This is a genomic window from Synechocystis sp. IPPAS B-1465 (assembly GCF_003015225.1).
In the GTDB taxonomy this organism is placed as follows: Bacteria; Cyanobacteriota; Cyanobacteriia; order Cyanobacteriales; family Microcystaceae; genus Synechocystis.
In genome coordinates, this window is record NZ_CP028094.1 from 275,787 (window position 1) to 289,112 (window position 13,326).

The 13,326-nt window shown below is 49.5% G+C and carries 14 protein-coding genes; 5 read left to right on the plus strand and 9 right to left on the minus strand.

The features are described 5' to 3' along the window. Positions 1 to 20: 20 nt before the first annotated feature. Complete coding sequence (locus tag C7I86_RS01310; RefSeq protein ID WP_223211326.1) at positions 21 to 407, minus strand: VOC family protein; 387 nt, start codon at positions 405 to 407, stop codon at positions 21 to 23. Between the two features lie 235 nt (positions 408 to 642). Between C7I86_RS01310 and C7I86_RS01315 the strand changes: the two genes are divergently transcribed. Together C7I86_RS01315 and C7I86_RS01320 are read left to right on the plus strand one after the other, a co-directional pair. Continuing rightward, positions 643 to 2,556: a hypothetical protein gene (locus C7I86_RS01315; protein WP_010871458.1), complete on the plus strand. Its 1,914-nt coding sequence runs from the start codon at positions 643 to 645 to the stop codon at positions 2,554 to 2,556. Between the two features lie 151 nt (positions 2,557 to 2,707). Beyond that, positions 2,708 to 3,775 carry a hypothetical protein gene (locus C7I86_RS01320; protein WP_010871459.1) on the plus strand — a complete coding sequence of 356 codons (1,068 nt, stop codon included), beginning with the start codon at positions 2,708 to 2,710 and terminating at the stop codon, positions 3,773 to 3,775. Here C7I86_RS01320 and C7I86_RS01325 read toward each other — a convergent pair. The 6 genes from C7I86_RS01325 to C7I86_RS19020 form a co-directional block, all read right to left on the minus strand. Beyond that, the gene (locus tag C7I86_RS01325) at positions 3,726 to 4,301 is read right to left on the minus strand and encodes a DUF3611 family protein (protein WP_010871460.1); all 576 of its coding nucleotides are present in this window, start codon (positions 4,299 to 4,301) and stop codon (positions 3,726 to 3,728) included. The two genes, C7I86_RS01320 and C7I86_RS01325, sit on opposite strands and share 50 nt — an antisense overlap. 39 nt (positions 4,302 to 4,340) lie before the next feature. Beyond that, on the minus strand, positions 4,341 to 5,165 hold the full coding sequence (locus C7I86_RS01330) for a biotin--[acetyl-CoA-carboxylase] ligase (protein WP_010871461.1): 825 nt from the start codon (positions 5,163 to 5,165) through the stop codon (positions 4,341 to 4,343). Between the two features lie 18 nt (positions 5,166 to 5,183). After that, complete coding sequence (locus tag C7I86_RS01335; protein ID WP_010871462.1) at positions 5,184 to 5,657, minus strand: universal stress protein; 474 nt, start codon at positions 5,655 to 5,657, stop codon at positions 5,184 to 5,186. A gap of 63 nt (positions 5,658 to 5,720) precedes the next feature. Beyond that, entirely contained in the window at positions 5,721 to 6,437 is a 717-nt protein-coding gene (gene ubiE / locus C7I86_RS01340; protein WP_010871463.1) for a bifunctional demethylmenaquinone methyltransferase/2-methoxy-6-polyprenyl-1,4-benzoquinol methylase UbiE, read from the minus strand. 66 nt (positions 6,438 to 6,503) lie between these two features. After that, positions 6,504 to 6,755 (minus strand): CopG family antitoxin, encoded by a 252-nt coding sequence (locus tag C7I86_RS19015; protein ID WP_041425763.1) that lies wholly within the window; start codon positions 6,753 to 6,755, stop codon positions 6,504 to 6,506. Then, the gene (locus C7I86_RS19020; protein WP_041425764.1) at positions 6,724 to 7,035 is read right to left on the minus strand and encodes a BrnT family toxin; all 312 of its coding nucleotides are present in this window, start codon (positions 7,033 to 7,035) and stop codon (positions 6,724 to 6,726) included. Before C7I86_RS19020 ends, C7I86_RS19015 begins: the two co-directional genes overlap by 32 nt. Positions 7,036 to 7,273: 238 nt before the next feature. Here C7I86_RS19020 and C7I86_RS01355 point away from each other — a divergent pair, with 238 nt between their 5' ends. Further along, complete coding sequence (locus C7I86_RS01355) at positions 7,274 to 8,701, plus strand: NADP-dependent isocitrate dehydrogenase (protein ID WP_010871465.1); 1,428 nt, start codon at positions 7,274 to 7,276, stop codon at positions 8,699 to 8,701. A 20-nt stretch (positions 8,702 to 8,721) separates the two neighbouring features. Beyond that, entirely contained in the window at positions 8,722 to 9,294 is a 573-nt protein-coding gene (locus tag C7I86_RS01360) for a Uma2 family endonuclease (protein ID WP_010871466.1), read from the plus strand. A 63-nt stretch (positions 9,295 to 9,357) separates the two neighbouring features. On the opposite strand, the gene C7I86_RS01365 is transcribed toward C7I86_RS01360, so the two are convergent. After that, complete coding sequence (locus tag C7I86_RS01365; RefSeq protein ID WP_010871467.1) at positions 9,358 to 10,152, minus strand: Rpn family recombination-promoting nuclease/putative transposase; 795 nt, start codon at positions 10,150 to 10,152, stop codon at positions 9,358 to 9,360. A 225-nt stretch (positions 10,153 to 10,377) separates the two neighbouring features. Here C7I86_RS01365 and C7I86_RS01370 point away from each other — a divergent pair, with 225 nt between their 5' ends. Beyond that, the gene (locus C7I86_RS01370; RefSeq protein WP_010871468.1) at positions 10,378 to 12,057 is read left to right on the plus strand and encodes an NAD(P)H-quinone oxidoreductase subunit 4; all 1,680 of its coding nucleotides are present in this window, start codon (positions 10,378 to 10,380) and stop codon (positions 12,055 to 12,057) included. Positions 12,058 to 12,142: 85 nt separating this feature from the next. Here the strand turns inward: C7I86_RS01370 and C7I86_RS01375 are convergent, their stop codons facing one another. Further along, a complete protein-coding gene (locus tag C7I86_RS01375) occupies positions 12,143 to 13,318 on the minus strand; it encodes an MFS transporter (RefSeq protein ID WP_010871469.1) in 1,176 nt (391 codons plus the stop codon). Positions 13,319 to 13,326: the final 8 nt, after the last annotated feature.

Here is a 13,326-nt window from a genome sequence, read left to right on the forward strand (position 1 = left end):
AGCCATTTTCTAAACAAGCCCTAACAATTTTCGTGGAGAATGAGACGATTTCCCGCTGGATCATAAAGATAAATTTCTCGCCCGTGGCTGGCATAGGTAATGTTGTTTTCAGCGATAGGGAGATGGAACTTACCAATGCTGGCGATCGCCGTGGGTAAATCAGCCACTTCTAAACAAAGGCTAAAGCCACTACGGTCAGAACAGGAAAATTCCTGGGCATGGTCTGGGTGGGGGGAAAAAATTGCCAATACCATCCCTGGCAACTGAAATTCACCATAACGTCCGGGGGAGTAGGGCTGGGGTTCTTGTTCCAGAAGAGATTGATAAAAAGCCACCACTTCAGCAAAATTAACAGCACCAATGGTGAGAAAAGCTTTTTTGCAGAAAACCATGGCGCTGTGCCCCATTGCTAACTTTAGGAGTACGGTTAACTTTGACCGGGTTGCCTCCTCAGAAAATGGCCGGGGCAAAGCAGTCTGACCCCAGCCTAGCGCCATCTCTGGGTTAAAATCCTCTCAGGTCAAGTAATGTTAAGATTGGCCAGAAAAAATGTGGTGCCAATTAGTAACTCGGTTTTGTTTGACCCTAGCTGGCGATCGCCTAGGTGGCCGTAGCTGACTAGTTTTTCCCCTGTAATTGCAGATGAATAAGACCTTTAACCTCCCTATTGCCCGCTATTTCCAGTCTGGTCTGCCACTGCAACGGTTGCCCCTTCAGTTTTGGGCGATTTTTCTGATTTTGATGTCGGGGGGAATCGGTCTGGCTTCCACCAATTGGTTGTTGGTTTTGCCCAAAAGTCCCCAATGTAACCGGGTGTTTTGGCCGGTGGCTTCGGCGTCCATGCGGCTTTACTGTGCCCAGTTATCGGCGGAAGAAAAAACCGTTGATGGGCTGTTGCGGGCCATTAATCTTTTGGCAGCCTTGCCCAAGGATCATCCCCTGGCGGTGGAGGTGAACCGTAATATTGAAGCCTGGGCCACGGATTTATTGGATTTGGCCGAGGATTTTTTCCAAAAAGGACTACTGGAAGAGGCGATCGCCGCAGCGGAGAAAATTCCCGACCATGTGCAGGCCTACGACTTGGTGGAGGAAAGGATTGCCGCTTGGCGGGGCCTTTGGCAGGAAGGGGAAACCATCTATGGCGAAGTGGAAAATGATCTACGCAATTCCCGTTGGAATAGTGCCTTTCGCAATGCGGTGCGTTTGTTGAATCTGGATAACACCTTTTGGGCTACCACCAAATACGACCAAGCTATCCGCAATATTCAAATTGCCCAGGAGGAAAGTAGTAAATTAGACAATGCCTATCGCATTCTGCGCCGGGGAGGTACGGATAATTGGCTCAAGGCGATCGAAGATGCGGCCAAAATTCCCAAAGATAGCTACGCCTACCAAGAAGCGCAGAAATTAATCGCCCAAGCGGTGGATAAATTAACCGGCTCCATTGAAACCATGATTGAGGGTCAAGATTGGCAAACTTTGAACAGTACCCTGAGTCGTTTGCCGGAATCTTACTTTCCCGCCCAAGATTTAAATGATTGGCAAATTCTCGCCACAGCCGGTTTGGAAGCTCAAATGGGCACAGTGGAAGGTTTAGGATTGGCCATTACCACCGCAGAAAAGTTGACGGATAGTAGTCGCCCCTACTATGCCCTCGCCCAGGAACTGGTTAAGGATTGGCGTCAGGAAGAAACTGCTCTACAACAGTTGGCCCAGGCCCGCAACACCGCTGAAATTGGGACCGTCAGCGCCCTCAACCAGGCGATCGCCCAAGCCAAATTAATTACCCCGGATAACCCCCGTCATCAAGAAGCGGCCCGGGACATTGCCAACTGGACAGAGCGCATCCAAATTGATGAAGACCGGCCGATTTTGCGGCAGGCAAGGGAATTGGCTAATGGGGGCAATCTAGAACAGGCTATTCAGCAAGCGGAACGGATTGGCAGGGGCCGAGCTTTATATTCCGAAGCCCGCCAAAGCATTAATCAATGGCAGGCCACCATCCAGCGTCGCATTGACCAACCCATCCTCGACCAGGCGATCGCCTTGGCCAATGCCCAAAATTATGAAGCGGCCATTAGTACCGCCCGTCAAATAGAAGGAAACCGGGCCCTGTCCGGGGAAGCCCGTCTGCAAATTAGCCGTTGGCAAGCAGAAATTAACGCCCAAAACAACCTGAGGAGGGCCCAGGAATTGGCATCTTCCCGAACCGTGGATTCCCTTGGCCAGGCGGTGCAACTGATTCGCCAAGTCCCCCGTAGTAGCGATGTTGGTGGTCAAAGGTTGCAGTTGGTCAACAATTGGAGCTATCAAATTTTATCCCTAGCCCAGGAACAAGCCCAGTCTGGTAACTACCAGCAGGCTATCCGTGCCCTCCAGCAAATTCCGGCTGAAAGCGCCGCCTATAACAGTGCCCAAAGCTTTTTGCAGGAATGGCGCAGTTTTAACCAACCTTCCCCGGTTCCCCTTACCCCCGTCGCTCCCCCTGCCCCTAGGGTTGAGTCTCCTTTGTCGACGGAATCAGAATTGCCTCCCCTGGAGAGTCCGCAAAATTAACCCCTGATAGGACTGTCTTAGCCCTATTTTGGGACGACCGACCAGGAAGATCTCCCCCTTGTGATAGCTTGGTAAGGCTTTGGCAATCATTGCTTTCCCTAAGCAGTTGCTCTGCTGTCCCCAAACATTAACCAGATTAAAGATTAGCCCTATGGTTGAGCTTGCGCCTTCCCCTGAAGCCATTACCGCCGCGCTGGAAATTCCCGCTGACATTAACTTTGCACTGCCCGATCCTGCGGACGAAGAGATCCAAGAGCACGAGTTTCAGCAACAGTTGGAGGATTTTTGGCAACTGTGTGAGCGCTTTGATCTGCAAACGGAAATCTGGCGGGGTCGCATTCTCCGGGCGGTGCGGGACCGAGAAAAAATTGGTGGTGAAGGTCGGGGCACTGGCTTTTTAAATTGGCTCAAGCAACGGGAAATTTCCAAAGCCCAGGCCTATGCCCTCATTCAGCTGGCCAATAGTGCCGATACTTTAATCACTGAAGGACAATTAGACCCCAATTCCATCAACAATTTCAGCAAACGGGCCTTTGTGGAAACCGCTAAGGCTGATCCGGAGGTGCAAAAGTTAGTCAGTGATGCGGCCCATAACGGCGATCGCATTACCCGACGGGAAGTGAAGCAGTTGGCCGATGAGTGGACTGCCATGAGCTCGGAACTCTTGCCCGATGTGCTCAAGGAAAAAGCCACCGATGGCACCGTCTCCCCCCGACACTTAGCCCCCCTGGTGAAGGAACTAGAAAAAGTACCAGAAACCCATTTGCAAGCCCTCCAGGAAGAGGCGATCGCCTCCCCCGATGTGGACACGGTTAAATATCTCACCACTTCCGCCCGTAATTTGTCTAAATATTTGGATGCGGCGGCCAAGGTGCAAACCCTGAAAGCTTTTCCGCTGGATATGGAACTGGCTTTACAGGAAGCCCTACGGTTGGATTGCCTCAACACTGCGGCGGATTTGCTCAAACAGGCCACCCAACTAGAACAATCCGTAGGTAAACTGTTCACCACCTGGAAGCGTTTAGCGACTTTGTCCGATCGCCTCTATGTGGACACCGGAGCTAGTACCCCCAACCTGCGTTCCCTGTTGACGGCTATTGAAAGTCTCACCCAGGAAGTGATTGAAGTGCCCCTGGATGAGGATGGCAACAACACAGTGCGTTTAAAAATTACTTGTTCAGACGGTCTAGCAACCACAGGGACGACAACAAACCAGTGAAGTGGGCAATGATGGTGTTGATGTTGGCCTGAATAGCGAGGAGATCCGTAGACTGAACAAAGCGGTTGGGGTCAGCGGCGGAGGCAAAGGTTCCCGGTGGTACACTGAGGGCTTTCCCCAACACAATGCCACTCATGGCCGCTCCCCCAATGATGGCGGTACCCATGCCCACTAAGTTGATGATTAAGCCAATACGAATCAGTTTGAGAATATCGGCCCGGCGGGGATGCTTAGTGGCCTCCGAGTCCTTGAGGTTACGCCCTAAGCGACGGTAGCGAGTGGAAAAGAAAATGCCAAACCCCAACAGGACAATGGAAATAAAGGCTGAAAGGATGCCCGCTTCAATACCTGTAGTGCGGTTGGGGCCACTTAGACTAAAACCAGCAAACAAAAACGTGACTACGGAAAAGGCTCCCAAAACAATCTGCACCCAAAAGCCGATATTGCCCCAGGTGGTCAAGTCTACGGAGGCCCGCAAGGCGGCCTGGGGAATGGGATTGGCCAATTCGGTGTTGCGTCGGTTCATGGTGGGGGCATAGGCGTTGACTTGTAAGTATTTTAGCCGTTATCCGGCGTGATCGTAGTCCAGACTGACGGTGCCGGGGAGGATTATTTCCCGTCGTTGACCAATCAGCACCACCAATTCTCCCTGGGCGGTGACGGATTCAATTATGCCAACTCCCTGGGTTAGGCTAATTTCCCGGCCCCGATGGGCAAATAATTGGAGATAATCTACCAAAATGCCTGCAATGCCTTCTCTTTGGTAACGATGCCAACCAAGGGTGAGCCCCGCCAGGGTAATTTCAGCTAAATCCGTCAGACTGTTGATACTCTGGATTGATTCCGCTTCACAAAAGGGCCCTAGGGCAATGCCAGTGGCTGGTACTGGGTTAGTCCAGTTAATGCCCACCCCAATGATGGCGGCGGTGATTCTGTTCCCATTGATTTTGCTTTCGGTTTTAATGCCAGCTAATTTTTTCCCCTTCAATAACAGGTCATTGGGCCATTTAACTTGCACTGGAATACCGTGCTGAATCAGCGCGTGGGCAATGCCCCAGGCACTCCATAGAACTAGATGGGGACCATAACTGATTGGTAAATCAGTGGCTAACCACAGAGATAGGTACAATCCCCCCGGAGGAGACTGCCAAGTCCGACCCCATTGCCCCCGGCCAGCGGTTTGTTCCCTGGCGATCGCCACTAGGGGCGGGTGATAACCCTGATGTCGTAAATCCCAGAGTATTTGGTTGGTGGAGTCGGTACAGGCAGGGGCAATGACCTTTAACCCAGAGAGGATATCCGGGCGGGCCAGGGATATAGGTTGGCCATGGTCTTCCTGCCAAGCTTGATCGAGCCAATCCCCGTTCCCAGGGTCACTGATTTCCGCCATGGGAATTTTGCCCTGACCCTAGGGCACCACCAGCACTGGGCAGGGGGAAAGATTAATTACCCTAGCAGTGACACTTTCCGCCACTCCTTCGGTGGTGAGACCCAAACCCCGACAGCCCATCACGATTAGGTCAGCATTCACCTCATCGGCCACGTCACAGATGGTGAAAGAAGCCATGCCTTCCCGTTCAATGGTTTTGGTGGCAATGCCCTGTTGGGAAAAAACCGCCTGGGCCGCCTCCAGTAATTTAGCCACCGCTTCCGGGGAATCCATGCCATGGGCTTCGTGGTCTTGGCCGGGGGGATTTTTTTCCACCACTGACAGCAGAATTAACTGGCTTTGGTGGATTTTGACTAAATCCGCCACCATCTGGGCCGCATCCCTTGCTTCTCGGCTCCGGTCTAGGGGAAATAAAATGGTTTTGAACATAATGACACCTCCGCTACTCTTACCAATAGCGCGATTAGGCGATCGCCAGCAATTGATCGACATCAAATTTTACAGGCATTGTTTGATCGGTTCACCAACTTTTGGCAAATCAAACTAATTCTGTACCTATTTTTCCGCCACTAAAACCCCCATTAAACCAGCGGCGATGGGATAGTGGACAGCTTTGGCAAACCCGACTTCTAGGGCAAATTGTACTTGTTTAGGGCCAGTGGGAAAGCGGTCCAAACTGGGTTGCAGATAGGCGTACTCTTCAGTTAACCGCCATTGTTTGGCCATGGGCACCACCACATTAGCCAGGTACCAACGCTGAAAGTTGGCCGCCAGAGCATTACCTGGCTGGTGAAAATCCAGGATGGCCACTTTCTTACCCGGTTTGAGCACCCGTTGCAACTCCGTCAGCGCTTGGGGAATATTGCCCACATTCCGGAGGCCGTAACCCATAGTAGCTCCGTCAAATTCATTGTCAGAGAAGGGTAATGCCAGGGCATCTCCTTGCAGCCATTGCATGGGCAAATGGGCATATTTACTTTTATGTTTCCCAGCGGCGATCGCCAATAATTCTGCACAAAAATCTAGTCCAACAACTTTTCCCCTAGTGCCCACCACTTTTGCCCCCTGGAAAGCCAAATCCCCACTGCCACAACACACGTCCAACAGGCGATCGCCAGGTGATACGCCGCTCCACTTCACCGCCATGGCCTTCCAAATATGGTGCTGGCCAAAACTCAAAAATGTGTTGAGGTCATCATACTGGGGCGCAATGCGGGCAAAAATTTGCTGTACGCTCTCCTGAGTCGGTTGGGTTAATAGGGAATTACTCATCCAATTTCCAGATTGGTCAAGTTTCTTTTTAACTCGCCATGGTACTGATGTAAAGTTGGGGCTAATTTAAGGGCGAAGTACCGATTGTTCCAAAACCTCCCTGATGTACTTTTGGTAATTCATTCCTTGAGCGCTAGCGGTATTTTTAACCGCAGTCAAAAGCTCCGATGACAAGCGCAGGGTAATACTTTTGTCCTTAGGGGCAAACTCAAAAGTTGTCTTGGTAAAGTTCTCTGGGACTAAATAGTCTGTCAAATCCTGCTCCAAAAGATCTTCTGCTTCTTGATCACTGTTCATTTTTGGTAAAGGCTTGTTCATATTTTTGTACTTCTCCTTGATGCATATAACGGGCACTGATAGGGCGCAATAGAGTGTTTTCATCCTGAATACGTAAGGTAAAGACGACAAACATGGGCCTGCCAGAATCAGAATAACCAACAGCGAGAAACCTTTCTTCTTGGAGAGAGTGTTTAACATCTGGCGCAATCCAAACTTGATTTTTGAAAAACGCTTCAATGTCAGCTTTGGTCAATCCGTGTTTCTGGCATTTTTGTTCGTTGCCTTCATCCCACTCAAACCCATCAATTTTTGGATTCATGCCCCCAGTTTAACAAATGTATGTACAATTGGCAATACTTTATTGATTTTCTCTCCACTCATGCAAGCATGAAGATAACCAAATAGAAGAACCTAGGGTCTGTTATAGAAATTCTCCTTACTAGTGGAGTGATTTTCAGTTCCGCAATGGGATAAAAATTTCGTAACAGCCAATGCAATCAGAGCCTCCAGAAAGGATTATGATCTGCTCCGTGCCGTTTTTTCAATGACAATTTGCTATGTACGAAAAACTTCAGCCCCCCAGCGTTGGGTCAAAAATCACCTTTGTTGCAGGTAAGCCCGTAGTACCCAACGATCCGATTATTCCCTACATCCGGGGGGACGGCACCGGGGTTGATATTTGGCCCGCTACGGAATTAGTCATCAATGCAGCGATCGCCAAGGCCTATGGCGGCGAGAGGAAAATCAACTGGTTCAAAGTCTATGCCGGGGACGAAGCCTGTGAATTGTACGGCACTTATCAGTATTTACCGGAAGACACTTTAACAGCGATTAAGGAGTATGGGGTAGCCATCAAAGGGCCTCTCACAACCCCGGTGGGCGGTGGTATCCGTTCCCTAAACGTGGCCCTGAGACAAATTTTTGACCTCTACACCTGTGTGCGGCCCTGTCGTTACTATCCCGGTACTCCGTCTCCCCACAAAACCCCGGAAAAATTAGACATTATCGTTTATCGGGAAAATACGGAAGATATTTACCTAGGCATTGAATGGGCGGAAGGTACGGAAGGGGCGAAAAAGTTAATCGCTTACCTTAACGATGAACTGATTCCCACAACTCCAGCTTTGGGCAAAAAACAAATTCGCCTCGACTCTGGCATTGGTATTAAACCGATTAGTAAGACTGGTTCCCAACGGTTGGTGCGGCGGGCTATTCTCCATGCATTGCGCTTGCCGAAAGCAAAACAGATGGTGACGTTGGTCCATAAGGGCAACATTATGAAGTTCACCGAAGGGGCGTTTCGGGATTGGGGTTACGAGTTGGCTACGACGGAATTTCGGGCGGAATGCGTTACGGAACGGGAATCTTGGATTTTGGGCAATAAGGAAAGTAATCCGGACTTAACCATTGAGGCCAACGCCCACATGATTGACCCCGGTTATGACACTTTGACCGAAGAAAAACAAGCGGTCATTAAACAAGAAGTGGAGCAGGTTTTAAATTCCATTTGGGAATCCCATGGTAATGGCCAGTGGAAAGAAAAAGTCATGGTCAATGACCGCATTGCCGATAGTATTTTCCAACAGATCCAAACCCGCCCCGATGAGTATTCCATTCTGGCGACCATGAATTTGAACGGGGATTACCTTTCCGATGCCGCCGCCGCTGTGGTGGGAGGTTTGGGCATGGGCCCCGGAGCTAACATTGGGGATAGTGCAGCCATTTTTGAAGCCACCCACGGCACTGCCCCCAAACATGCTGGTTTAGACCGGATCAACCCCGGCTCTGTGATCCTTTCCGGCGTAATGATGCTGGAATTTATGGGCTGGCAGGAGGCCGCTGATCTGATTAAAAAAGGTATCGGAGCGGCGATCGCCAATCGGGAAGTTACCTACGATTTAGCCCGGTTAATGGAACCGAAGGTGGATAAACCCCTAAAATGCTCCGAGTTTGCCCAGGCGATCGTCAGTCATTTCGATGATTAATTTTCAATCAATAACCCACCATGATTGCTCACTCCCCATCTGCCCCATTTCCCAAACTTAGCCCAGAGGAATATTTGCAATGGGAAGAACGGCAGAGGGAGAAGCACGAATATTTTGATGGGCAGATCTATGCCATGGGGGGCGGCAGTAAAAACCACAGTGTCATTAGTGTCCGCCTATCGACTTTATTTTGTAATCATCTTGATGGCGGTGATTGCGAAATAGGTAATTCAGATTTAAAAATTCAGATTGTCAACACCCAAAACTACACCTGTCCCGATGTCAGCGTCACCTGTGATCCAAGGGATCGGAAGTCAACACAATTTATTACCTATCCCTGCCTGGTTGTGGAGGTTTTATCCCCCAGTACCGAAGCCTATGACCGGGGTGGCAAATTTCGGCTCTATGCCCATAATCCCATGTTGCAGGACTATCTTTTGGTCAGCTCCACCAGTGTGGAAATTGATCTCTATCACAAAAATGATGACGGTGATTGGTTAATCCTCAATTATCAGGCCAGTGATCGCCTGGAACTGAAAAGCATTGGTTTGAGCTTTGCCGTAGATGTCATTTACCGCGGTTTAGCCTTTTAAAATCCTAAAGGCGATCGCCATAGATCCACCAAAGGACGTGCTAACCGATAACCGTATCAAATTTTAGTTGTTTTGGTTAGCAACAAACCGATTAACCAGTTCAACATCAATATCTAACTCCTTGGCAATTTCGGCGATTGTCAACCCCAATTTTTTCAACAAAGGTATAGTTTCTAGTTTTGCCTCCAGCCTTCCTTCTAATTTGCCTTTAAGTAAGCCTCTTTGTTCCCCTTCCTGTAGAATTTCCTGATAAACAGCGGATTCCTTCATAATTTCACTCCTTAGAATTGTCTTGATCAGCTCAGGGGTCAGCAGAATTCCTCCAAAAACAGAGGTTGCCGCCATGAGATTTGCCTTAACTCGATTATCTTCAATCTGTTCCAATGCAGTCGCCACTTCCCTCAATTTTAATGTAGGGTCAGAGGTCTGCGTCAATACCGCTAGGGGCAATAGCCCTGGGCTTTGGAGGAATATCTCCGAGGGGTGCTCCCAGAGCCGGATCGCTTGGTAACGGTGCACAGTCTCTCCCAACTGAAAACTATCCTGATAAACCAAGTCATTGTTACTACGTTTCAGGTAGATGACAAATTGGTGCATCGTCTTCTGGGGGAAACGGCGATAAACCCTTACCCGATAGTCCAACATCCGAAAGCCCATGGTGGGGTCAGGCTCCGTTTGGAATTCCAGATGCAACACCAAGTCTTCCGATTGCTCCAAAATCAGAGAGTCAGCCCGAATTGGCTCCAAAGATAGTTCCGTCGGACTCAGCTTAGTCAATTTAATGGGTCGTCCCAGTAACCAGGCGGCATAGTCTTCGGAAAAGGATTCAGCGAGGAATTTGCAGAGATTGTCAAACATAGCCGAATTCTACTGGTAATCTCCTAGAGATCCGCCAGGCGATCGCCAGAAAATTGGCAAAAATTTAACAAGGTTAGGCGAGGAAAAACCTAGGTCAAAGAACTTATTCACATGGATAGAGCCCATTCTCTGACTTCTATAGGGAAAATCTCAAAAAAAATTCTCAAAAGTTTACAAAGTTTAATATAATCGGAGGAAGATCACTAGGTATTTATTCTTATTACCATGTTGGAACACTTCCCCTGGCTGACAACGATGATTGCCCTGCCGTTAGTCGCCGCCCTCTTCATTCCGTTAATTCCCGACAAAGACGGGAAACAAGTCCGCTGGTATGCCCTTGGTGTGGGTCTAGCGGATTTTGTTTTGATGAGCTACGTTTTTTGGACTAACTACGACATCAGCAGTACCGGTTTTCAGCTCCAGGAAAAATTTAGCTGGATTCCCCAATTTGGGCTCAGTTGGAGTGTTTCCGTGGATGGCATCTCCATGCCCCTAGTGTTACTAGCCGGACTGGTTACCACCCTTTCCATCTTTGCCGCCTGGCAGGTGGACCATAAGCCCCGCCTCTTCTACTTCCTAATGTTGGTGCTTTATGCGGCCCAGATTGGCGTGTTCGTGGCCCAGGACATGCTCCTACTGTTCATCATGTGGGAACTGGAATTGGTACCGGTTTACCTCCTAGTTTGTATCTGGGGTGGCCAAAAACGGCAGTATGCCGCCATGAAGTTTTTGCTCTACACCGCCGCCGCCTCCGTATTCATTTTGGTTGCCGCCCTGGGCTTAGCTTTCTACGGTGATGTAACTACCTTTGACATTGCGGAATTGGGTCTGAAAGATTACCCGATCGCCTTAGAACTGTTTTTATACGCCGGTTTACTTATTGCCTTTGGCGTTAAATTAGCCATTTTCCCTTTCCATACCTGGTTACCCGATGCCCACGGTGAGGCCTCTGCCCCTGTATCCATGATTTTGGCTGGGGTGCTGCTGAAAATGGGCGGTTACGGCCTAATTCGCTTGAACCTTGGTCTGTTGGAAGATGCCCACGTTTACTTTGCCCCTATTTTGGTCATCCTTGGGGTAGTTAACATTATCTACGGTGGTTTCTCCTCCTTTGCCCAGGACAACATGAAGCGCCGCTTGGCCTACTCCTCCGTTTCCCACATGGGCTTTGTGCTCCTCGGTATTGCTTCCTTCACCGATTTGGGCATCAGTGGAGCCATGTTGCAAATGCTTTCCCACGGTTTAATCGCCGCTGTGCTCTTCTTCCTGGCTGGGGTTACCTACGACCGTACCCACACCCTTTCCTTGGCCCAGATGGGTAACATTGGCAAAGTAATGCCCACGGTTTTTGCCCTCTTCACCATGGGTGCTATGGCTTCTTTAGCCTTACCTGGCATGAGCGGTTTTGTGAGTGAATTGGCAGTATTTGTCGGCGTAAGTTCCAGCGACATTTACAGCACTCCTTTTAAAACGGTGACCGTGTTCCTGGCAGCTGTGGGCTTAGTACTCACCCCGATTTACCTGTTGTCCATGTTGCGCCAACTTTTCTACGGCAACAACATTCCCCCTTCTTGCAATCTGGAGCAGGACAATCTGTCTGCTAATTCTGACCAAGAAGCGGTTTGTTTTGGCACCAGTTGTGTGCTCCCCGGCAATGCCATCTATGATGATGCCCGGCCCCGGGAAGTATTCATTGCCGCTTGCTTCCTGTTACCCATCATCGCTGTGGGACTCTATCCCAAGTTGGCCACCCAAACCTACGATGCCACCACGGTAGCGGTGAACAGCCAAGTGCGCCAATCCTACGTGCAAATTGCGGAAACCAATCCCCGGGTCTATGCCGAAGCATTAACTGCTCCCCACATTCCCACCACGGACTTTGCCACCGTCAAAGTTCAACCCTAGTGATCTAGTCTTTTGAGTTAATCAGACTACTTGAGACTACTGTGTGATTTTCTTAAATAAATTAAATAAAGGGGAGTGGGGGAATTTAATCTCCTGCTCCTTTTTTGTTTGGGACTCTGAATCCTTGCCAATATCGGGCACAAAGCAAGGTAGACATTACCAACATTGCCAGTCCCAACCCCCCGTGCATCTGGCTGGACTGAGTTGACCAATAACGGGTAAAAACGTCCCCCGCTAGACCCACACAGCCAAAATATAAACCGATGCCCACACCGGTCTGATTACCCTGGAGAATTTCCAGTAGCAAAGGAATTAAACCATTGTTTAAAATGCTGGAACCCAATAACCAGGAGAAGGCGATCGCCGGTAACCAAAATCCGTTTAACAAACAGAACAAAGTCAGCACTAAAAGTCCCAAAGCTGTGGTGAGGGATGCCACTGGATGACCTGTTTTACGGATTAACCACCCTGCAGGTAGGGCCATTAATGCCAACAGAAATTGCAAACCCATTAAGCCATTACTAATTCCCTCCAATTGTTTGGTTAAAACTAGCATTAACACCCTAGTGCCCCAGGTGGTGCCAATGGCAAATAGAGCAATATTGACCATGGCAATCCAAGGAAAAGCTCTCACCGTTGCCGGACTTATTGCCTCTTTCTTTTCAATTGGTGGTAAAACTCGACTTAAAAATAGGCTGGCCCCCAATAGCACTACTGAACCGAGTAAAAAAGCTGGTAAACTCCCCAAACTTAATAACCACTTACCCATCGGTTGCCGAAATGTAGCAACTATCCCTCCCACCAAACTCAAAACTCCCATGGCTAAAGGCAGTTGGTTGGTTGGCGCACATTGACCAATCAGCACCATGGTGGGACTACGAAATAAGGTCATAGCTATGGCCCAGGCGATCGCCAGGCTGGGGAGTAAGAACCGAGCTACGTTGGCAATGGGCAGGAAAAATACTAAGGGAATTAAGAGGAAAAAACCGGCGGCGAGAATCACCCCCAAGGAAATTAATGGGAATCGAGTGCCTAAATTTTGCTGTTGGCGATCGCTCAGGGCCCCAAAGAGAGGTTCCATCACCACCCCCAAAACCATTTCAAAGGTTAGCAATCCCACCACAAACTCCGGCGAGAATCCCCAGCCCTTGAGCAAGTCCCCCAGGTAAAGGCGGTAAGTTATCCACATCAAAGTTACTGAGCCCTGAACCAAGGCAATGCCCCAAACCCGCCGCCACAGAACCGCAGAATACTGACCCATGGGTAATT

Bases quoted from the DNA above. Each gene is read 5' to 3' on its own strand.
- C7I86_RS01310 (WP_223211326.1), bottom strand. From the start codon at position 407: ATGGGGCACAGCGCCATGGTTTTCTGCAAAAAAGCTTTTCTCACCATT.
- C7I86_RS01315 (WP_010871458.1), top strand. From the start codon at position 643: ATGAATAAGACCTTTAACCTCCCTATTGCCCGCTATTTCCAGTCTGGT.
- C7I86_RS01320 (WP_010871459.1), top strand. From the start codon at position 2,708: ATGGTTGAGCTTGCGCCTTCCCCTGAAGCCATTACCGCCGCGCTGGAA.
- C7I86_RS01325 (WP_010871460.1), bottom strand. From the start codon at position 4,301: ATGAACCGACGCAACACCGAATTGGCCAATCCCATTCCCCAGGCCGCC.
- C7I86_RS01330 (WP_010871461.1), bottom strand. From the start codon at position 5,165: ATGGCGGAAATCAGTGACCCTGGGAACGGGGATTGGCTCGATCAAGCT.
- C7I86_RS01335 (WP_010871462.1), bottom strand. From the start codon at position 5,657: ATGTCGATCAATTGCTGGCGATCGCCTAATCGCGCTATTGGTAAGAGT.
- ubiE (WP_010871463.1), bottom strand. From the start codon at position 6,437: ATGAGTAATTCCCTATTAACCCAACCGACTCAGGAGAGCGTACAGCAA.
- C7I86_RS19015 (WP_041425763.1), bottom strand. From the start codon at position 6,755: ATGAACAAGCCTTTACCAAAAATGAACAGTGATCAAGAAGCAGAAGAT.
- C7I86_RS19020 (WP_041425764.1), bottom strand. From the start codon at position 7,035: ATGAATCCAAAAATTGATGGGTTTGAGTGGGATGAAGGCAACGAACAA.
- C7I86_RS01355 (WP_010871465.1), top strand. From the start codon at position 7,274: ATGTACGAAAAACTTCAGCCCCCCAGCGTTGGGTCAAAAATCACCTTT.
- C7I86_RS01360 (WP_010871466.1), top strand. From the start codon at position 8,722: ATGATTGCTCACTCCCCATCTGCCCCATTTCCCAAACTTAGCCCAGAG.
- C7I86_RS01365 (WP_010871467.1), bottom strand. From the start codon at position 10,152: ATGTTTGACAATCTCTGCAAATTCCTCGCTGAATCCTTTTCCGAAGAC.
- C7I86_RS01370 (WP_010871468.1), top strand. From the start codon at position 10,378: ATGTTGGAACACTTCCCCTGGCTGACAACGATGATTGCCCTGCCGTTA.
- C7I86_RS01375 (WP_010871469.1), bottom strand. From the start codon at position 13,318: ATGGGTCAGTATTCTGCGGTTCTGTGGCGGCGGGTTTGGGGCATTGCC.